The following is an 18,529-nucleotide window of genomic DNA, read 5'->3' as shown; positions in this document are numbered from 1 at the left end:
CTCGCGCAGTTCCCCGCGCCCCTGCCGGGGCCCCATCAGGGGCGCCAAGTCACCCTGTGTTCGGAGAGACGGGCCAGGACCGCATGGTTCGCCTCCCAGCCGTCGGGGAACTTCACCGTGACGCCCAGCTGAACCGGCTCCGTCGACGGATGCTCGTCGAGCAGGGCGCTTACGCCCGCGCGGCAGACGACGATGCAGGCGTGCCGGTGACGGGACGCCAGAACGCAGAGGCGCCCCGTCTCCAGGTGGAAGGCCGTGGCGTCCGGCCGCCCGGAGAGCGGGTGCAGGACGACCGTCACGTCGTACTCCCGGCCCTGGAGACGATTCGCCGTGTCCACCGTGACGTCCAGGACGCCGAGGTCCGCGAGGGCGGCCCGCACCGCTGCCGCCTGGTCGCGGTGGGCGGTGCCGACGGCGATCCGGTCGGCGGTGAGCGGCGTGGGATCAGGGCCGCGCTCGGAGGTGGCCGCGCCGCCGCGGTCCAGCAGGCGGCGCACGACCTGCGCCAACGCGCGGACGGCCTCCGGATCCGTACGCGGCGTGTTCCGCGCGGGCAGCTCCAGCAGGCCCCAGCCCGACTCCGCCGCCTCGTCGATCACCCGGTCGGGGGCCGAACCGTCCGACGGCACCCCGAAGTTGAGCACACGGTCCCCGTGCCCCGTACCGCTGCGGAAGGGCGTGTACGGATAGAACGCGTCCGAGACGAGGGGCGCCGCCGAGGCCGGCAGCCGCCAGGACACCGGCAGGCGGTGCTGCGGCAGTTCGGGATTGTGGGCGAGCAGCGTCGACACGGCGGACGCCGAGGGGTCGTACGAAAGGCCTGCCCACTGCTCGGCGCCGACGATGGAGAACGGGTCCAACTGCCCCGGGTCGCCCACGAACAGCGCCCGCTCGAAGAGCCCCGCCACGGCGAGCAACGCGTCCGAGCGCATCTGATAGGCCTCGTCGACGATGGCGTGGCCCCACGGCGCGTCGAGCTGGTCGGCCTTGACGTGCGCCCACTTCGCGGCCGTCGAGATGACGATGTCGAGGCCCGCCAGGTCGCCCGCCTTCGTCGACGTGCGGACGTTCGCGAGGTCGTCGAGGGCCTTGTCGTACGGATCGGGGTCGCTGCTGTGCAGCCGGCCGACCGGCAGCTCGGGGTCCTTCTCGGCGAGGCGCAGGACCAGGTCGTCCACCTGCGCGTTCGTCTGCGCGATCACCATCAGGGGGCGGCCCGCCGCGGCCAGTTCGCGGGCCGCGCGGACCACGAGGGTCGACTTTCCCGCACCGGGCGGGGAGTCGACCACGACGCCGCGGTGCGTGCCGTGCAGCGTGTCGTGGAGGATCGCGTCCGTGGCGCGCGCGGCCTCGGCGCCGGGGTCGAACGTGCCGCCCGCGGGCGGGGCGAGCTGCATCACAGGGTGTCCTCCGCGGTCACGGGGTCAGGACTCTCCGCGGCGCCCGACGGCGGGCCGCCGTGGGTCCACGGGGTGGCTTCCGGGTCGGGCAGCTTGGGGCCGCCGCGCTGCTCGTGCTCGAAGAGCGTCCAGCAGATCCGGTCGCCCTTCTCGGGGACGGATCCCGGCTCGGGCTCCTTGCCGCGCCCCATCTTGTCGGTGATGCGCAGCACGACGGCCGCCGTGCCGCTCTCCCTCTCGTACGCCTCGTACCCCACGAACTCCGCGGTCTGCGGCTTGCCGCCGAGGGCGCGGTACACCTTCGTGCGCTCGCCGAGGTGCGGCTGGTCGTCCGTGCGGACGGTGACCAGGGGGCGCGGCCGCGGGCTCTTCCCCTCGCTGTACGCCATGACGACCTCCGTCACCTCGCCGACGAAGGCCTCGCCCGCGAGCCGGCGGCCGGCCATCACCAGCGGGTCGTCGAGGGCCTCCTGGGCTTCCAGGCGGGCCTGTTCGCGCTCGCGGGTCGCCAGTTTGTTCGCCGCGGTGACCGCGTCGTCGACGCGTGGCTGCGGCGGCTCGCCCGCCGCCACCCGGTCGCGGTGGCCGGTGAACGACCAGCGGTCGCGGGTCCACCGGTCGGCGGCGTGCGCCGCCTCGGGGAGCGTGCACAGGGCGTCGAGGCCGCGCCACACGGCGTCCCAGGTGGGCCGCGTCCTGCTGTCGATCAGGGCGTGGATCTCCCGCTCGGCGGCGGTCAGGAGCGCCAGCCGCTCGTCCGCCTCGACACCGTCCTCGGCGGCGGCCAGGGCGGTGCGCGCGCGGTCGTAGCGCTCGATGGCGGGGGCCAGCAGGTCGTTGTCGAACGCCGGGTCGGTGGCCGGGCCCGCGGGCGGACACAACAACTGGCCGTCCCCGTCCCGGGCCAGCTCGGCGCGGAGCGCGGCCTCGGCGCCCGAGGTGCCCTCCGGGGCCTCGATCCAGGCGAGCAGGGCGCCCAGGTGCTGGTCCTCCAGGCTGGACTGGCCCGTCGCCCAGTGCCGGGACAGCAGCTCGGTCATGGCGACGAGCAGGGACGACCCGGGGACGCGGGCCCGCTCCCCGAAGTGCGTCAGCCAGCGGCCGAGGAGGGGGACGCGGGGCGGGGCGGGGTAGGGCGCGTCGGGGTCCTGCTCGGCGGTGCGCCGGAACCGCATGGAGCGGCCGAGGAGCCGTACGAACTCGATGCCCGCGCGGCTCGGCACGATCAGCTGCGGCGCGTCCGTGCAGAGCTCCACCTCGACCTTGACGCGCTTGCCGGTCTCGGGGTCGGTTTCGTTGCGCTCGGCGGCCTCGACGTCCTGCGCGAACGCGTCCACGTACGGCAGAACGATCTCCGCGAGCTGCGCGAGGAACGCGAAGCGGAGGTCGCGGTCGCGGGGCTGCGGTACGACCAGCAGGCGGGGCGAGGTGCGCTCCGTCCCGACGAGCGCACCGAGCGGCGCGCCCGCCTCACCGGCGGTGATGAGCGGCACGAGCACGAGAGGCCGCTGAGACACATGCCGATGCCGAACGGTGGCCCGCACCTGCGCCCGCCCCGCCCTGACCGCCTCCAACCGAGCAAGCCCATCAATCAACGACACGAAGGCCCCTTCCCCATCCGCACAAGCCCCCCACCGACCTGCCCCCAACTCCCCACCCACGGTCCCCCGGCACCGCCTGCCCGGAGGCCGACGGCCCGAGCGGGCGCCGCGGGGCTGCCCGCCTGGGAGCCGACGATCCGAGCGATGGCCGCGTGGCCGCCCGGCCGGGAGCCGGCGGACTCTTCGCCGGTCGCCCCGTCGGTAGGCCGGCCGTCGGGCTCGGTGCCGGTCCGGCGGGGGCCGGCGGCTCGGTGACCCGGCACGGCACGGGTCGGCCAGATGCTGTCGGTCCTGCCGCCGCTGTGGTCGGCGGCGCCGACGCGCGGTGGGGGCGGGGTCGGTCGGTGGGTGAAGGGTGGGTGGGTGGGGAGGTGACCTTCGGGCGACGGGACGACGGTCAGCATTCCGCACCGCCCGAGGCGCCCACGCCAGAAATCGCGCCCACGCCAGCAACCGCCTCGGCCCGCAACCCCGCCGCCCTCCGCAGCGCCGCCACCGCCGGGTCGTCCGGGTCGCCCGCCGAGCCCGCGGCCGCCGCCAGGACCTCTCCGATGGTCGTCAGGCCGCCCAGCTCACCGCGGATCGCGCGGCCGAGGGCCGTCACCTCGCCGTGCTCACGGGCCCGCTCCCGGCAGTGGAAGGCCAGCTCGCAGGCGGCGAGGCACTCGGGGGCGTACGCCGCGGGGACCGCCTCGACCGCCGCCGTCAGCTCGTCCACGGGACGGCGCACGTCGAAGGTCGTGCCCTCCGGAAGCTCCGCCGCGATGTCCTCGACGCGGGTCAGCCGGGCCAGCTGGCGGCGGGTCACCGACAGCTGCTTGCGGACGTCGATCGCGGACGCCGTCGGCAGGTTCGAGAAGTCCTTGGGGCAGACGAGGACGACGTCGTGCCGGACGCGGGGCGCCGGCTCCATGCGCTCCGCCACCCGCTCCAGCGCCAGCGCGTACACCGCGGACTGGCGGGCGGCCGCGCCCACCTTCGCCGCGTCCGCCGAGCCGTCGATCATCGGGAAGGACTTGATCTCGACGACCGTCCAGCTGCCGTCCGGATGGACCACCACCGCGTCCGGCTCCAGGAAGGCGGGGCTCCCCGCGACGTCCAGGGCCAGCATGGGGTGGTCGAGGAGCGTCCACCCGCCCGCACCCGTGGCCTCCCGCAGCGCGAGCGCGGTCCGCGCGGCGCGGCCCTCGGGGCCCGCCGCCGACAGGTCGGGGACGGCCGACTCGCCGGGCACCGGCTCGGGCCCGCCGCCCACGCGCGCGTGCGTCAGGCGCAGCAGCTCCGCGCCGCCGTCGGCCTTGACCCGCGCCTCGAAGGCATTGCCCCGCATGAACGCGAACTGGGACTGGCCGAAGCCCGAGGGCGAGCCGAGGGACTCCGCGAGCGCCGCCTTGTCCACCCCCGCGCCGTCCAGCAGCGCACGCCGTCCGCACCCCGGGTTGGCCGCGAGCGCGGCCAGCGCCCGGGCGTCCAGCGGCCGCGCGGGAAGATCCGCGCCGCGCAGCTCAGCGAGCCGGTGCCGCAGCGCCTTCCCCCGCGTCGGTGGGTCGGCCGACGTCTGCGGGGCGGGCACTCGACTCGGTGCCGGGGGCGACACTCTGCTTGCGCTGTCGGGGAATTCGCTCACCTGTCGAAGTCTGGCATCCACCACCGACAATTGAGGACTCTGTGGCGGACGAGGGCACCGAGGACGGCAGGAAGCGGGCCCGCAACCGGTTCATCACGGGCTCCGCGAGCCGCTGCACGGGTCGTACGAGCAGCAGCCCGACGCCCATCACCGCGGCGCCCGCGAGCGCGTCGAAGAGGTAGTGGTTGGCGGTGCCCATCACCACGATCGTGGTGATGAGGGGGTAGGCGACGGCGGCCACCCTGGTCACCGGCGTGCGCCCGCACCGCCACAGCATCACGCCGCACCACAGCGCCCACCCCACGTGCAGGCTGGGCATCGCCGCGTACTGGTTCGTCATCCCGCCGAGCCCGCGCGGCGCGCTCGCCTCGCCGCCCCACCAGCCGTAGTTGCTGTACTGCGCCATGGTGTCGACGAAGCCGTACCCCTTGCTCAGCAGCCGGGGCGGGCAGGTCGGCAGGAGCGTGAAGCCGATCAGGCCGATCATGGTGGAGATCATCAGCCACGCGCGTGCGGCCCGGTAGCGGACGGCACGGCTGCGGAACAGCCAGACCAGGACGGCGGGCGTGACGAGGTAGTGCAGTGACGCGTACCAGAAGTCGGCGGGGACGCCGATCCAGGCGTTGTCGGTGAAGAGACGGTTCAGCGGGGTCTCCGCGTCGATACGGAGGAACCGCTCGGCCTTCAGGATTCCCACACCGTGGTCGATGGCACTGGAGACATCGCCTCGGACGATGAGCCGGCCCGCCGAGTACGCGGCGTACACCAGGACGATCAGCGGCAGCTCCGTCCACCAGCGCAGCCGGGGCCCGGATATGCCGGTGATGCCCGGCACGTCGGTCTTCGGCATCCGATAGGTCCCCCATGTCTTTGTTCACGCGGCGTCTGCCGCCGCCTCACTTTACGGCGTACGCGAAGGCGGGCGAGGCATCCCCCGGCCGACTAAGACGCAGAGATCGGCGCCCGGGTTGCCCACCCCGGCGGGGGCTCGATCACAGGTGGGCGATGATGGAGGGGCAGGCGCGCCCTGTCCGTAAAAAGCATCAAAAGTGTCATCGGCGCACGTGGCCGGATTCGACATGTGTACGACTTGGAGTGACCCCATGGCCCCCCGCATCCTGCTGGCCCGGCACGGACAGACGGAATGGTCCCTGTCCGGGAAACACACCGGCAGGACCGACATCCCCCTCCTCGAAGAAGGCCGCCGCGGCGCCAAGCTCCTGGGCGAGCGGCTGCGCCGCGCGCCCTTCGACGGCCTCCCGGACGTCGAGGTGCGCACCAGCCCGCTCTCCCGCGCGCGGGAGACCTGCGAACTCGCCGGCTTCGGGGACCGCGCCACCGCCTGGGACGCGCTCATGGAGTTCGACTACGGCGCGTACGACGGCATGACCCCCGCCGACATCCAGGCGATCCGGCCCGGCTGGCTCATCTGGCGCGACGGGGTCCCCGAGGGCGAGACGCTGGAGCAGGTCTCCGCGCGCGCGGACGAGGTCGTGGAGTGGGCGAGGAGCGCCGACCGCGACGTGCTGGTCTTCGCGCACGGCCACATCCTGCGGGTCATCGGCGCGCGCTGGCTGGGCCTCGGCATCGAATTCGCCGCCCGCATCCGCCTCAACCCGACGTCCCTGTCGGTCCTCGGCTGGGCCTACGGAGAGCCTGCCGTCGAGTCGTGGAACGAGACCGGTCACCTGGCCTAGTGCCCCGCGCCCTGGGCCACGCGCGGCAGGGCGGCGTGCCCCTCCAGGAAGTCGCTCACCCCCGAGGTGCTGCGGTGCGGCAGGAGGACCCGTGCCGTCGTGGCGAGCATCGACTGGATGCGTGAGGACTGCACCTCTCCCAGGAGCGCGAGGACTTCGAGACCCGCCGCCGCGGCCTCGTCGGGGCGGCCCGCGCGGGCCAGGTCGTCGGCGAGCTCGGCGGTGTAGAGCGCGATGTTCCGGGTGAACTGCGGGGTCTGCGAGGAGGCGGTGTCCACGGCCTGCCGGGCGTGCCCGGTGGCCCGCGCCCACTCGCCGAGGGCCGACCAGCACTGCGCCTCCAGGCCCGCGAACTCGGCGGGGCCGTAGAAGCTCATCCACTCCGGGTCCTCCGCGCGGGCCCCGCGGTCGAAGAGGCCGTGGGCGCGGGCCAGCGCCTGCTCGCAGCCCGAGCGGTCGCCGAGCCCCGCCCAGCCCCCGGCCTCCCGCAGCGCGATGAGCGAGAGCAGCCGGTGCGAGCCGAGGTGGCGGGCGGCGCGCGAGGCCGCCTGGGCCGCCCGCACCGCCTCCCGGGGCCGCCCCGCGTCCCGCGCGAGGAAGGCCGTGTTGCAGAAGGCGTGCGCCTCCAGGGCGTCGTCCCCGGAGACCCGGGCCGTCGCCAGGGCCTCGGCGTAGTGCGAGCGGGCGTCGTCGAAGCGGCCCGAGTCGTGGGCCAGCCAGCCCACCGAGATCGCCAGCTCACCGGCGGCCGCGTGCAGCCGGTCCGAGGTGGCCTGCCGGGTGGTGGTCCCCGCGTCGAGCAGGGTGTAGGCGGTGCGCAGGGGGGCGGCCGCGCGCCGGTAGAGCCCGTCGGCGCCGTGCCGGTCGTCGAGCAGCCTGATCTTGCGCACGGCCTCCTCGACCGCGCCGGCCTCGGCGTCACCGACCCTGCGGCCGCGCAGGGCGGCCGCCTCCGCCGGACCGCCCAGGGTGAGGCCGATGGGGCCGAGGGCGGCGGCCACGGTGGCCGTGGAACCGGTCATGAACGCGCGACGCTGCACGTCGCTCTCCTCGTGGGTCTGGACCGCGTACGGATCGCAGGCGCGGGGGTCGGACCCGGACGGATGGGACTCGTACAACTGGATCGTGGTCGGTTGCTCGGCGCGCGCCCCCCTGCCGCGCACCAGGGCGCGGGGGGCGAACCCCAGGTCGGTCAGGGACCGGCCCGGGAACATGTGCAGGAACACGCGCTCGTAGGCGTAGTTGGGACAGCGGATCTCGCCCGCCTCCACGCGCCCGATGTAGCGGGCGTCGCAGCTGACGCGTTCGCCGATCTCGCGGGCGGACCGTCGGACGGCCGCGGCGAACTCGCCCGGCGAGCGCTGTCCGCGGAGTTGTCGGAATGCGAGGTTCGGTCGTGGGGACTGAGTTGACGATGCCATCGGTGACGACGCCATGGCCGGACCCTCTCGTGCGGATCGTGCCGGATGGTGCACACGCTCGCGCACTGGACGCCGCGCCCGCGCGCTGGGTCTCGCGGGCCTGCCCTGTTCCGGCGGAGCACGAACGTACCGGCTGTGACGGGTCCGCCACGCGGGGTTTGGCTACAAACCGGATATCTCATCCGGGATCCGCCATGAAATGCCATCCTTTGCGGCGGCGTGCCGCAGTGCCTGTTGACGTCGTCGCGCGTTGAACCATGAGGAGCGGGAGCCGGGCGGCTGCCGCACTGGCGAGGAGGGGTTTCCTTGTTGGAGATCGGCATGGAGAACGGCGACTCCCGTAAGGGGAACGGCACGTCCCCGGCGTCCCTGACGACGGCGCGACACCGGCCCACCCAGGACCGCAGCGCCCCGCCCCCCGGCCCGATGCCCTGCGACGACGAGTGCTGCGACCTGGTCACCGTCCCGGCCAGGCAGGGCCTCGAAGCGGTCGACATCCTGCGCCGCGGCGCGGGCGACACCATCGGCCCCGTGCTGCACGACGGCGGCTGCGCCACGCTCGGCTTCCTCGTGCCGCCGGGCACCGCCGACGGCTGGGACCTGCCGGGCAGCGCCTGCACCCAGACGTACGGACGCGGCATGAGCGTGTACACCCACCCGGCGGCCGGGCAGCCGGGCCAGGGCGGGCCCGCCGGGTCCGTCGTCCCCGACCCCCCGGTCGCGGGCACCGGCTGGCTGCTCCCGCCGGGCGGCGAGACCGACCCCGTCACCGACCCGGCCGTCCTGCGGGCCGCGCTCGGCCAGGCCGCCCGCACCATCGAGGCCGCCGACAACTGCCGCTGAGCCGGCCCACAGCGCACCACACCGCACCGCAGGGCCCCGGCGCCCGCACCGCCGGCGGGCCGTGCCGTTCGCGTACGCCGATAATGGCCGGATGGCAAGGAACAAGCGGGCCCGGGAAGCGCGGGAGGCCGTCGTCGAGAAGGTGGACGGCGGACTCGCCGAACTCATGCCGGACCGGGACAGGCCGCGCGCCTGGACGCTGCTCGTGGACGGCGCCCCGCAGTCCCACGTCGACCTCGACGACCCCGCGTACCTCGACTTCGAGTACCAGCGCAGAATCGGCCACATCTGCGACCTCGTCGCCCCGCCCGGCAAGCCCGTGCACGCCGTGCATCTCGGCGGCGGCGCCTTCACCCTCGCCCGCTACATAGCCGCGACCCGCCCCCGCTCCACCCAGCAGGTGGTCGAGCGCGACACCGCCCTCGTCCGGCTCGTCCGCCGCGAGCTGCCGCTGGACCCGCAGAGCCGCATACGGGTGCGCGGCACCGACGCCCGCGAAGGCCTCGCCAAGATCCCCGACGGCTGGGCGGACCTCGTCATAGCCGACGTCTTCAGCGGGGCACGCACCCCCGCCCACCTCACCAGCACGGAATTCCTCACCGACATACGCAGGGTCCTGAAGCCCGGCGGGTACTACACCGCCAACCTCGCCGACGGCCCGCCGCTCGCACACCTGCGCGGCCAGCTCGCCACCGCCGCCGTCCTCTTCCCCGAACTCGCCCTCGCCGCCGACCCCGCCGTGCTCCGCGGCAAACGCTTCGGCAACGCCGTGCTGCTCGGCTCCGACCGGGAGCTGCCCGTCGCCGAGCTGACCCGGCGCTGCGCGAGCGACCCGCACCCCGGCCGGGTCGAACACGGGCGCGCGCTCCGGGACTTCGGCGGCGGAGCGGCGGCCGTCACCGACGCGGGCGCGGTCGCCTCACCGGCGCCGCCGCCGTCGGTCTTCCGCTGACGCCTCCGGGGCTCGCGAAGCTCAGGACTTGTCGATCTCCACGCGCGGCGCCGTGTCGTGCCACGTGCAGAACACCGAGACGCGGGCCGCGCCCCCGGTGAACTCCACCCGGATCCACTTGTCCTGCTTCCACGTCTGCACCGACCAGCCCGCCGCGGGCGTCGCCGAGACCAGCGTCGCGGAGTCCTTGCCGAGGTCGAGGACGACCCGGCCGCCGTCGGTGCTGTAGCTCTTCACCCTGCCGGAGCTCGTGGGCGGCGGGGCCGAAGGATCGTCGGAGGGTGTCCTGGACGGTCCGGCGGATTTCGGGGCAGTCGGCGGCTTCGGTGATTTCTCGGGCTTCCGGGACTTCTCGGGCTTCTCGGCCGGTGTCGACTCGGGGCGGTGCGTCGAGGACGCCAGCGGCTCCGCGCGGCCCGCGCCGCCGTCCTCACCGGCCAGCGGCAGGGCACGCGGCGGGTCGTAGGCGGTGCCCGCCAGCACGGTGTGGACGCCCCACCAGGACAGCGTGACCGCCGCGCCCGTGGCGAGCGACCAGGCGATTCCGTGTACGAGTCCTCTGCGCATCGCGGGCCATACTGCACCACGCGTCGCGCCGCTGTCCCCCGGGGGCACGGTCACCCGGGAGGGGGACCGCGTTCCTCCGTATGGCGTACGGTGCCGCCCATGGCAAGTGTGCTCGTCGTCGAGGACGACCAGTTCGTACGCTCCGCCCTCATCCGGCATCTGACCGACGCGTCGCACACCGTGCGCAGCGTCGGCACGGCCCTGGAGGCGCTGCGTGAGGTCGCCCATTTCCGCTTTGACGTGGTGATCCTGGATCTCGGCCTGCCCGACCTCGACGGGTCGGAGGCGCTGAAGATGCTCCGCGGCATCACGGACGTCCCCGTGATCATCGCGACCGCGCGGGACGACGAGACGGAGATCGTGCGGCTCCTGAACGACGGCGCCGACGACTACCTCACCAAGCCGTTCTCCGTCGAGCACCTCTCAGCGCGCATGGCCGCCGTGCTGCGCCGCGCGCGCGTCCCGGCCGGCGAGGCGGCGCCGGGCAGCGTGCTCCGCGTCGGCGGGCTCTCCATCGATCCGCTGCGTCGCCAGGCCGAGCTGGACGGGACGCGGCTCGACCTGACCCGGCGCGAGTTCGACCTGCTCGCCTTCCTCGCCGGGCGGCCCGGTGTCGTCGTGCCGCGCAAGGAACTGCTCGCCGAGGTCTGGCAGCAGAGTTACGGCGACGACCAGACCATCGACGTACATCTGTCGTGGCTGCGGCGGAAGTTGGGGGAGACGGCCGCCCGGCCGCGCTATCTCCACACCCTGCGCGGGGTCGGGGTGAAGCTGGAGCCGCCGTCGGCGGAGCCCGCGCCGTGAGGTGGGCTCTCGTCAAGGTGTGCCTGGCCGTCACGACGATGGTCGTGGTGGCGTTCGCGGTGCCGCTCGGCCTCGTCGTCAAGGAGATGGCAAGGGACCGCGCCATCTCGAACGCGGAACGGCACGGCGCGGGCATGGGCCCCACGCTCTCCATCACCACCGACCGCGAGGAGCTGACCCGGGCCGTCGCCTCGTCCGAGGCGGGCGGCGACGGCCGGATGGCCGTGTACGTGCCGGCCGTCGACGGCGCGGATGCCTTCGAGGTCGGCGAGCCGAGGGCCGGGGCGCGGGCCGTGGCGGCGACCCGCGAGGAGGGCAGGGCCAGGACCACCGGGGTGCCCGGCGGCTTCGTGGTCCTGCAGCCGACCGCGCTCAGCTCGGGCACGGCGGTCGTGGAGATCTACGTCCCCGAGGCCGAGGTCAGCAATGGCGTGGCCACGGCGTGGCTGGTGCTCGCGGGTGTCGGCATCGCGCTCGTCATCGGCTCGGTGGCGGTCGCGGACCGGCTCGGCGTACGCATGGTCCAGCCCGCCAAGCGCCTGGTGGGTGCCGCCCACGACCTCGGTGAGGGGAAGCTGGGCGCGCGGGTGCCGGAGGAGGGGCCGAAGGAGCTGCGGCTCGCCGCGGTGGCGTTCAACTCGATGGCGGACCAGGTGGTGCGACTCCTCGCCAATGAGCGGGAGCTGGCGGCCGACCTGTCGCACCGCCTGCGGACGCCGTTGACCGTCCTGCGGCTGAACGCGGCCTCGCTCGGCGAGGGGCCCGCCGCGGAGCAGACCCGCACGGCGGTCGAGACGCTGGAGCGCGAGGTCGACACCATCATCCGCACCGCGCGCGACGCGAAGCCGCAGACCGCGACGGTCGGACCCGGCGCGGGCTGCGACGCCGCCGAGGTGATCAGGGAGCGGATGGCGTTCTGGTCGGCGCTCGCCGAGGACGAGGGGCGCGAGGTGCGGGTGGCGGGTGTCGAGCGGCCGGTCCGCATCCCGGTGGCCCGCGCCGAACTGGTCGCCGCCCTCGACGCGTTGCTCGGCAACGTCTTCCGGCACACGGGCGAAGGCACCGCCTTCTCGGTGGACGTGCACAGCGGCGAGGACGCCGTGATCGTGCTCGTCTCCGACGCGGGCCCCGGCATCGCCGACCCGGAGGCCGCGCTCGCCAGGGGCGCGGGCTCCGGCGAGGACGGCTCCACGGGTCTCGGCCTCGACATCGTGCGCCGCCTCGCCGAGTCGACGGGCGGCGACGTCCGCATCGGCAGCTCGGTCCTCGGCGGCACGGAGGTCCGCATCTGGATACAGCTGGACGCCCGCCGCCCGGCCGAGGGGCGCCGGGGCCACCGGGGGACCGCGGTGCGCGGCCGCAAGCGCGCCCCGGGACCGAGCCGCCCGGGCCGGACGGCGTGACGCCGGCCGGGGAGAGCTACTTCCGCGGGAACATCGCCTGACTGGCCGAGTCGACGAACGGCGCCACCGTGTTGACGCAGTCCGCGCGCCGGTCCGCCCGCCCCCGTACGCGATCTTTAATCGGCCCCCATCCCTCCCTTAAGCGCACCCTAAGATCGCCGACCCCCGCCCCGCATGGGCGTTTTGTCGTTTCTCGCGCGGCTAGCGTGCTGCCGCACCCCCACCCCGTACAACTCCCCCTACAGCTAAGGCAGGCACGCCATGAGCAGCACGCACCGGCGCACGGTCAGCACCCGGTCCAAGGTCGTCGGCGGACTCGTCGCCGCGTCCCTCGTCGGCGGCGGCGCGTTCCTCTTCTCCGGGACGGCGCTCGCGACGAAGGCCGCCCCCGCGAAGACGAAGGCCGCCCCCGCGAAGACGAAGTTCGCTCCCTTCGTCGACACCTCCCTCGCCCCGGCCTACGACCTCCTCGAAACCGCGGCGAAGACCGGCGTGAAGGAGTTCAACCTCGCGTTCATCACCTCCGGCGGCGGCTGTGAGCCGCTGTGGGGCGGCACCACCGGGCTCGGTGACGACAAGGTGGCCGCGCAGATCGACGGCCTGCGCGCCAAGGGCGGCGACGTCCGCGTCTCCTTCGGCGGCGCGGCCGGTTCCGAGCTGGGCCTGAAGTGCGACAGCGCCGACTCCCTCGCCGCGGCGTACAGCAAGGTCGTCGACGCGTACGACCTGACCAAGGTCGACTTCGACATCGAGGGCGCCGCGCTGCCCGACACCGCGGCCAACACCCGCCGCGCCCGCGCGATCGCTCAACTGCAGGAGCGGCACCCGGATCTGGACGTGTCGTTCACGCTGCCCGTGATGCCGGAGGGCCTGACGCAACCCGGCGTCGACCTGCTCGCCGACGCGAAGAAGAACGGCGTGCGGATCGACGCGGTCAACATCATGGCCATGGATTACGGGCCCGCCTACAGCGGCGACATGGGCGAGTACGCGATCCAGGCCGCCACCGCCACGCAGAAGCAGCTCAAGACCGCGCTCGGCCTCTCCGACAAGGCCGCGTGGCAGACCGTCGCCGTCACCCCGATGATCGGTGTCAACGACGTCACCACCGAGGTCTTCAGGACCGAGGACGCCACCGAGCTCGTGAAGTTCGCCGAGTCCAAGGGCGTCGGCAGGCTCTCCATGTGGTCCTCGACCCGCGACAAGGCCTGCGAGGGCGGCGCGTCCGGCTCCGCGCAGCCGACGTGCTCGTCCATGGAGCAGCAGCCGCTGGAGTTCACGAAGGCGTTCGCCGCGTACAAGTAGCGAACCCCCGGCCGGGACGCCGCCCTGCCCGCACCCGTCAGCCCACGACGGACTCCGCGGGCAGCGCGCCCGCCCCCGCGACCGTCGCGTACCAGTGGGCGCTGGACTTCGGGGTGCGGACCTGCGTCTCGTAGTCGACGTAGACCGCGCCGAACCGCTTGCCGTAGCCGTACGACCACTCGAAGTTGTCCAGGAGCGACCACAGGTAGTAGCCCCGCACGTCGGCGCCGTCGGCGATGGCGCGGCGGACGGCGCTCAGGTGGCCGTGCAGATAGGCGATGCGCTCCGGGTCGTGGACGCGGCCGTCCGGGTCGGGCTTGTCGTCGTAGGCCGCGCCGTTCTCCGTGATGTACATCGGGAGCCCGGGCGCCTCCCGGGAGTACCGCATGATCAGCTCGTGCAGGCCCGTCGGGTCGATGGTCCAGCCCATCTCGGTGCGCTCGCCCGGCGTCTGGTGGAAGGCGACGTCGTCGGAGCCCGGCCACGGGGAGTGCTCGCTCACCCCGTGCCCGTCGGCGCGCCGGGTCGCGGAGCCGTCCGGCGCGGCCGAGACAAGGGCGGGCGTGTAGTAGTTGAGGCCGAGCGCGTCCAGCGGCTGGTGGATGGCGGCCAGGTCGCCGTCCTGCACGCAGGACCAGTCGGTGATCCGGGCCGTGTCCGCGAACAGGTCCGCCGGGTAGGCGCCGTGCAGCATCGGGCCGTGGAAGACGCCGTTGGCGAGGTTGTCGATGCGCCGCCGGGCGTCCTGGTCGCCCGGCGCGTCGGAGACCGCCCTGACCACCGCGGAGTTGAGGCTCACCGCGACACCGGCGCGGGCCGGCAGGACGGCGCGCAGCGCCTGGGTGCCCAGGCCGTGCGCGAGGTTCAGGTGGTGGGCGGCGTGCAGGGCGGCCGCCGGGTCGGTGCGGCCGGGGGCGTGCACGCCGGAGCCGTAGCCGAGGAAGGCGCTGCACCAGGGTTCGTTGAGGGTGATCCAGGATGGGACGCGGTCGCCGAGCGCCTCGCCGACGATGCCCGCGTACTCGGCGAACCGGTACGCCGTCTCGCGCGCCGGCCAGCCGCCCGCGTCCTCAAGCTCCTGCGGCAGGTCCCAGTGGTAGAGGGTCAGGGCGGGCTGGATGCCGCGGCCGAGCAGTTCGTCGACGAGGCGCCGGTAGAAGTCCAGGCCCCGCTGGACGGCGGGGCCGCGCCCGGTGGGCTGCACGCGGGACCAGGAGACGGAGAACCGGTAGGCGTTCAGGCCCAGGTCGGCCATGAGCTCCACGTCGTCGCGGTAGCGGTGGTAGTGCTCGACGGCGACGTCACCGGTGTCGCCGCCGGCCGTCCGGCCCGGGGTGTGGCTGAAGGTGTCCCAGATGGAGGGCGTGCGGCCGTCCTCACGCACGGCACCCTCGATCTGGTACGCGGAGGTGGCGGTGCCCCAGAGGAAGTCGGCGGGAAAGGCAAGGGATTCGGACATGGAAGCGCTCCCACGGGAGAGAGGAAAGGGGTACGAGAGGAAGGCGAAGCGGGGGTGAGGGCGGGGGAAGCCCGGGAGCCCGGAGGCTCCCGGGAAGTTCAGCCCTTGACCGCGCCCTGCATGATGCCGCTCACGATCTGCTTGCCGAACAGGACGAACGCGAGCAGCAGCGGCAGCGTGCCGAGCAGCGCACCCGCCATGATCACCGCCCGGTCGGGGATGTAGCCCGTACCCAGGGAGTTGAGCGCCACCTGGACGGTCGGGTTCGACTGGTTGAGCGCGATGATCGGCCACAGGAAGTCGTTCCAGGCCATGACGAACGTGAGCAGCCCGAGGACGGCCATCGCGGGCCGCGCCGCGGGGAACACCACGTGCCAGATGATCCGCAGGCTGTTGGCCCCGTCCATCCGCGCCGCCTCGATCAGCTCGCTCGGCAGCGCCTGCGTGAGGTACTGCCGCATGAAGAACACCCCGAAGGCGCTCACGAACGTCGGCAGGATCACCGCCTGGAGCTGGTTCGTCCACTGCAGGTCGGCCACCCACAGATAGAGCGGTACGACGCTGAGCTGCGGCGGTACCATCATCGTGCCGATGGTCAGCAGGAGCAGCGCGCCGCTGAACCTGAACTTCAGCTTGGCGAAGGCGAAGCCGGCGATGGTGGAGAACAGGACCGTGCCGATGGTGATGCTGCCCGCCACGATCGTGGTGTTGAGCATCGCGTCGCCGAGGCTCGCCTCGGTCCAGGCCCGTTCGAGGTTCTTGAAGAGGTTGCCGCCGAACCACAGGGGCGGCGGGGTCTGTGCGAGCCGCCCGCTCGTCCGCGAGGCCGCGATCGCCGTCCAGATCAGCGGCGCCAGCGAGACGGCCGTGAACAGCGCGAGGACGAGGTAGGTGACGGGCCCCGCGTGCATCGTGCGGCCGGCCTTCGGACCCAGCCGACGCCCTCCGGACTTCGGGTCCACCGTGCGGGCCTTCATCGGTCCTTCCTCAGTCGTCGGGCGATCAGCAGATTGACCGCGGCGATGAGCAGCAGGATCACGAACATCAGCCAGGCGACCGCGGACGCCCGGCCCAGGTGGCCGTTGATCCAGCCCTGGTCGTACAGATAGAGCCCCAGCGTCTGGAACTGGTGGTCGGCGCCGCCCTTGGACCCGGCCGTGCCGCCGAACAGCAGCGGCTCGCCGAAGAGCTGGGTCGCCCCGATGGTGGAGACGACCACCGTGAACAGGATCGTCGGCCGCAGCATCGGGATGGTCACGTGCCAGAACTGCTGCCAGCGCGAGGCGCCGTCCAGCGAGGCCGACTCGTACAGGTCGTGCGGCACGGCCTGCATCGCCGCCAGATAGATCAGCGCGTTGTACCCGGTCCACCGCCAGATGACGATCGAGGACACCGCGAACTGCGAACCCCACGACGACTCACGCCAGTTGACGGGGTCGATGCCCACCGACCCGATCATCCAGTTGACCATGCCGCCGTCCCACGCGAACAGCAGCGTGAAGACCAGCGAGGCGCTCGCCACCGACGTGGCGTACGGAGCGAGCATCGCCACGCGCCACAGCGTGGAGCCGCGCAGCTTGTAGTTGAGCAGGTGCGCGATGCCGAGGGCGACGGCCAGCTGCGGGACGGTGGAGATGACACCGATGGTGAAGGTGTTGCCGAGCGCGTTCCAGAAGTAGTCGCTCTGCAGCAGGTTGGTGTAGTTCTCCAGGCCGATCCAGGTGCTGTCGTCGAGGTTGGTCAGCGACAGGCGGTGCAGCGACGCCCAGCCGGTGTAGAGCAGCGGGAAGAGGCCGAAGGCGCCGAAGAAGAGGAAGAAGGGGGCGACGAAGACGTACGGCGACGCTTTTATGTCCCAGCGGTACAGACGGCTGCGCCACGGCGACGTGGGGGAGGCCTTGCGGCTCCCGGACGCGGCCGGGGCCGCGTCCCCCGCACCGGGGGACGCGGTCTCGGCGTACTCAGTGGTCTCGGACATGGGCGTCACTGTCCCAGAACGTCCTTGATCTCTTCCTGCGCGGCCTTCCAGCCCTCGGCCGGGGACTTGCCCTGTTGCTCCACCTGGAGCACACCGATGTCGGTGATGGACTGGCCGATCTGGGCGTCCTTCAGGCCGTAGACGGCCGAGGGGGTGTTCTTCGCGATGCCGGCGTAGATCTCCGTGATGGGCGCGTCGTTGAAGTACGCCTTCGTGGCGGGCGACGGCTTCAGCGTGTCGTAGACCGACGGGGTGGACGGGAAGCTGGCCTGCTTGGCGAAGATCTTCGCGAGCTGCTCGGGCTGGGTCAGCCAGACGGCGAGCTCGGTCGCCTCCTTCTTGTGCTTGCCCGCGCTCGGCACGCCGAGGAACGTGCCGCCCCAGTTGCCGTCCGTGGGCGCCTTGGCCATGTCCCACTGGCCCTTGCCCTCGGGGCCCGTCTTCTCCTGGATGTACCCGGCCATCCACGCGGGGCAGGCCACGGTCGCGAACTTGGCGTTGGCGAAGCCCTGGTCCCACGTCGGGTCGAACTGCTTGAGCTTGGCGGACATGTCGCCCTGCGCGACCTTCATCGCCGCCGCCCAGGCGTCCTTGCGGCCCTGGCTGTCCTCGTAGATCTCCTTGCCGCTCTTGTCGTAGTACCGCTCTTTCGCCCCGGCGAAGACGGCGTTGTAGACACTGGAGGCGGAGTCGACGAACTTGCTGCCCCCGGGCGCCTTCTTCATGTACTTCTCGCCCATGGCGACGTACTTGTCCCAGTCGCCGGCCCACTCCTCGGCGAGCTTCTCGCGGTCGGTGGGCAGGCCTGCCTTCTCGAAGAGGTCCTTGCGGTAGCAGAGCGCCGTCGGGCCGATGTCGACGCCGAGGCCGATCGTCTTGCCGTCCTCGGTCGTGGCCTGCTGCCACTTCCAGTCGAGATACGTCGACTTCTTGACGCCCTCGGCCTTGCTCAGGTCCTCGAACTTGGCGCCCTGGGTCTGCACGACCTCGGTGATGTTGCTGACCTCTATGGCCGCGACGTCGTTGACACCCGCGCCCGACTGCAGCTGGGTGAGGAGCTTCGGGTAGTAGGCGTCGTTCCGCTCGATGACGTTCTCTTTGATCCTGATGTTCGGATGCGACTTCTCGTACTCGTCGTAGAGACCGGCCTGCTTCAGGCCCAGTACGCCGAACGTGCCGACATTGAGCGTGATCTTGCCGTCGCCGCCTGCCGAGCCACTGTCGTCGTCGCTCGAACATGCGGTCAGCAGGCCCGTGGCCAGCGCGGTCGCTGCCGCGTAGGCCACCAGTCGGCGGGACCGGCGGTGATTGGTGCGCATGACGTCCTCCTGTTGCCTGACGTGCCGACCCCCCGGCCAACTGCACTGCTGGGCCCGTTGGTTCACGCTGCGGCTCGGGCGGGGAACGTGCGGGTTGTGTACGTGTCAGGTAGTGTGGGAGCGCTCCCACAGGTGATGAGTTGAAGACTCGTG

16 protein-coding genes are annotated in these 18,529 nt (G+C 72.9%); 6 read left to right on the top strand and 10 right to left on the bottom strand.

All coding sequences use genetic code 11. The features are described from left to right. Nucleotides 1-35: 35 nt before the first annotated feature. The 4 genes from ACH4D5_RS03425 to ACH4D5_RS03410 all read right to left on the bottom strand — a co-directional run bounded on the left by ACH4D5_RS03425 (nucleotide 36) and on the right by ACH4D5_RS03410 (nucleotide 5,478). A complete protein-coding gene (locus ACH4D5_RS03425) occupies nucleotides 36-1,397 on the bottom strand; it encodes an AAA domain-containing protein (protein WP_398298040.1) in 1,362 nt (453 codons plus the stop codon). Then, nucleotides 1,397-3,001: a hypothetical protein gene (locus ACH4D5_RS03420; RefSeq protein ID WP_398298038.1), complete on the bottom strand. Its 1,605-nt coding sequence runs from the start codon at nucleotides 2,999-3,001 to the stop codon at nucleotides 1,397-1,399. Before ACH4D5_RS03420 ends, ACH4D5_RS03425 begins: the two co-directional genes overlap by 1 nt. Before the next feature lie 397 nt (nucleotides 3,002-3,398). Next, entirely contained in the window at nucleotides 3,399-4,574 is a 1,176-nt protein-coding gene (locus ACH4D5_RS03415) for a hypothetical protein (RefSeq protein ID WP_398298036.1), read from the bottom strand. Next, entirely contained in the window at nucleotides 4,507-5,478 is a 972-nt protein-coding gene (locus ACH4D5_RS03410; RefSeq protein WP_398298034.1) for a phosphatase PAP2 family protein, read from the bottom strand. The genes ACH4D5_RS03415 and ACH4D5_RS03410 overlap by 68 nt, the downstream gene beginning before the upstream one ends. A 253-nt stretch (nucleotides 5,479-5,731) precedes the next feature. Between ACH4D5_RS03410 and ACH4D5_RS03405 the strand changes: the two genes are divergently transcribed. Continuing rightward, nucleotides 5,732-6,325 carry a histidine phosphatase family protein gene (locus ACH4D5_RS03405; protein ID WP_398298032.1) on the top strand — a complete coding sequence of 198 codons (594 nt, stop codon included), beginning with the start codon at nucleotides 5,732-5,734 and terminating at the stop codon, nucleotides 6,323-6,325. Here ACH4D5_RS03405 and ACH4D5_RS03400 read toward each other — a convergent pair. After that, a complete protein-coding gene (locus ACH4D5_RS03400) occupies nucleotides 6,322-7,761 on the bottom strand; it encodes a tetratricopeptide repeat protein (RefSeq protein WP_398298030.1) in 1,440 nt (479 codons plus the stop codon). The genes ACH4D5_RS03405 and ACH4D5_RS03400 overlap by 4 nt on opposite strands. A gap of 291 nt (nucleotides 7,762-8,052) precedes the next feature. Between ACH4D5_RS03400 and ACH4D5_RS03395 the strand changes: the two genes are divergently transcribed. Beyond that, entirely contained in the window at nucleotides 8,053-8,589 is a 537-nt protein-coding gene (locus ACH4D5_RS03395) for a hypothetical protein (protein WP_398298028.1), read from the top strand. 91 nt (nucleotides 8,590-8,680) lie between these two features. Next, on the top strand, nucleotides 8,681-9,541 hold the full coding sequence (locus ACH4D5_RS03390; RefSeq protein ID WP_398298026.1) for a spermidine synthase: 861 nt from the start codon (nucleotides 8,681-8,683) through the stop codon (nucleotides 9,539-9,541). 21 nt (nucleotides 9,542-9,562) lie between these two features. Here ACH4D5_RS03390 and ACH4D5_RS03385 read toward each other — a convergent pair whose 3' ends face one another. After that, nucleotides 9,563-10,108: a hypothetical protein gene (locus tag ACH4D5_RS03385; RefSeq protein WP_398298024.1), complete on the bottom strand. Its 546-nt coding sequence runs from the start codon at nucleotides 10,106-10,108 to the stop codon at nucleotides 9,563-9,565. 99 nt (nucleotides 10,109-10,207) lie between these two features. Here ACH4D5_RS03385 and ACH4D5_RS03380 point away from each other — a divergent pair, with 99 nt between their 5' ends. The 3 genes from ACH4D5_RS03380 (at nucleotide 10,208) to ACH4D5_RS03370 (ending at nucleotide 13,620) form a co-directional block, all read left to right on the top strand. Further along, nucleotides 10,208-10,912 carry a response regulator transcription factor gene (locus tag ACH4D5_RS03380; protein WP_398298022.1) on the top strand — a complete coding sequence of 235 codons (705 nt, stop codon included), beginning with the start codon at nucleotides 10,208-10,210 and terminating at the stop codon, nucleotides 10,910-10,912. Next, a complete protein-coding gene (locus tag ACH4D5_RS03375; protein WP_398298020.1) occupies nucleotides 10,909-12,315 on the top strand; it encodes a sensor histidine kinase in 1,407 nt (468 codons plus the stop codon). The genes ACH4D5_RS03380 and ACH4D5_RS03375 overlap by 4 nt, the downstream gene beginning before the upstream one ends. Nucleotides 12,316-12,576: 261 nt before the next feature. Further along, the gene (locus tag ACH4D5_RS03370) at nucleotides 12,577-13,620 is read left to right on the top strand and encodes a chitinase (protein WP_398298018.1); all 1,044 of its coding nucleotides are present in this window, start codon (nucleotides 12,577-12,579) and stop codon (nucleotides 13,618-13,620) included. A gap of 37 nt (nucleotides 13,621-13,657) precedes the next feature. On the opposite strand, the gene ACH4D5_RS03365 is transcribed toward ACH4D5_RS03370, so the two are convergent. From ACH4D5_RS03365 to ACH4D5_RS03350, 4 genes are all read right to left on the bottom strand, one after another. Further along, nucleotides 13,658-15,079, bottom strand: a complete 1,422-nt coding sequence (locus tag ACH4D5_RS03365; protein ID WP_398298017.1) for a GH1 family beta-glucosidase — start codon at nucleotides 15,077-15,079, stop codon at nucleotides 13,658-13,660. Nucleotides 15,080-15,177: 98 nt separating this feature from the next. Then, nucleotides 15,178-16,056: a carbohydrate ABC transporter permease gene (locus tag ACH4D5_RS03360; RefSeq protein WP_398298016.1), complete on the bottom strand. Its 879-nt coding sequence runs from the start codon at nucleotides 16,054-16,056 to the stop codon at nucleotides 15,178-15,180. After that, entirely contained in the window at nucleotides 16,053-17,057 is a 1,005-nt protein-coding gene (locus tag ACH4D5_RS03355; protein ID WP_398298015.1) for a carbohydrate ABC transporter permease, read from the bottom strand. The genes ACH4D5_RS03360 and ACH4D5_RS03355 overlap by 4 nt, the downstream gene beginning before the upstream one ends. Before the next feature lie 5 nt (nucleotides 17,058-17,062). Next, on the bottom strand, nucleotides 17,063-18,376 hold the full coding sequence (locus ACH4D5_RS03350) for an extracellular solute-binding protein (protein WP_398298014.1): 1,314 nt from the start codon (nucleotides 18,374-18,376) through the stop codon (nucleotides 17,063-17,065). Between the last annotated feature and the right edge of the window lie 153 nt (nucleotides 18,377-18,529).

This window comes from Streptomyces sp. NPDC018029 (genome assembly GCF_044327655.1).
Classification (GTDB): domain Bacteria; phylum Actinomycetota; class Actinomycetes; order Streptomycetales; family Streptomycetaceae; genus Streptomyces.
This window is presented reverse-complemented; position numbering and strand designations above follow the sequence as displayed.

Coding starts and splice junctions, on each gene's coding strand:
- ACH4D5_RS03425 (WP_398298040.1), bottom strand. CDS start 1,397: ATGCAGCTCGCCCCGCCCGCGGGCGGCACGTTCGACCCCGGCGCCGAG.
- ACH4D5_RS03410 (WP_398298034.1), bottom strand. CDS start 5,478: ATGCCGAAGACCGACGTGCCGGGCATCACCGGCATATCCGGGCCCCGG.
- ACH4D5_RS03405 (WP_398298032.1), top strand. CDS start 5,732: ATGGCCCCCCGCATCCTGCTGGCCCGGCACGGACAGACGGAATGGTCC.
- ACH4D5_RS03400 (WP_398298030.1), bottom strand. CDS start 7,761: ATGGCGTCGTCACCGATGGCATCGTCAACTCAGTCCCCACGACCGAAC.
- ACH4D5_RS03390 (WP_398298026.1), top strand. CDS start 8,681: ATGGCAAGGAACAAGCGGGCCCGGGAAGCGCGGGAGGCCGTCGTCGAG.
- ACH4D5_RS03385 (WP_398298024.1), bottom strand. CDS start 10,108: ATGCGCAGAGGACTCGTACACGGAATCGCCTGGTCGCTCGCCACGGGC.
- ACH4D5_RS03380 (WP_398298022.1), top strand. CDS start 10,208: ATGGCAAGTGTGCTCGTCGTCGAGGACGACCAGTTCGTACGCTCCGCC.
- ACH4D5_RS03370 (WP_398298018.1), top strand. CDS start 12,577: ATGAGCAGCACGCACCGGCGCACGGTCAGCACCCGGTCCAAGGTCGTC.
- ACH4D5_RS03365 (WP_398298017.1), bottom strand. CDS start 15,079: ATGTCCGAATCCCTTGCCTTTCCCGCCGACTTCCTCTGGGGCACCGCC.
- ACH4D5_RS03360 (WP_398298016.1), bottom strand. CDS start 16,056: ATGAAGGCCCGCACGGTGGACCCGAAGTCCGGAGGGCGTCGGCTGGGT.
- ACH4D5_RS03355 (WP_398298015.1), bottom strand. CDS start 17,057: ATGTCCGAGACCACTGAGTACGCCGAGACCGCGTCCCCCGGTGCGGGG.
- ACH4D5_RS03350 (WP_398298014.1), bottom strand. CDS start 18,376: ATGCGCACCAATCACCGCCGGTCCCGCCGACTGGTGGCCTACGCGGCA.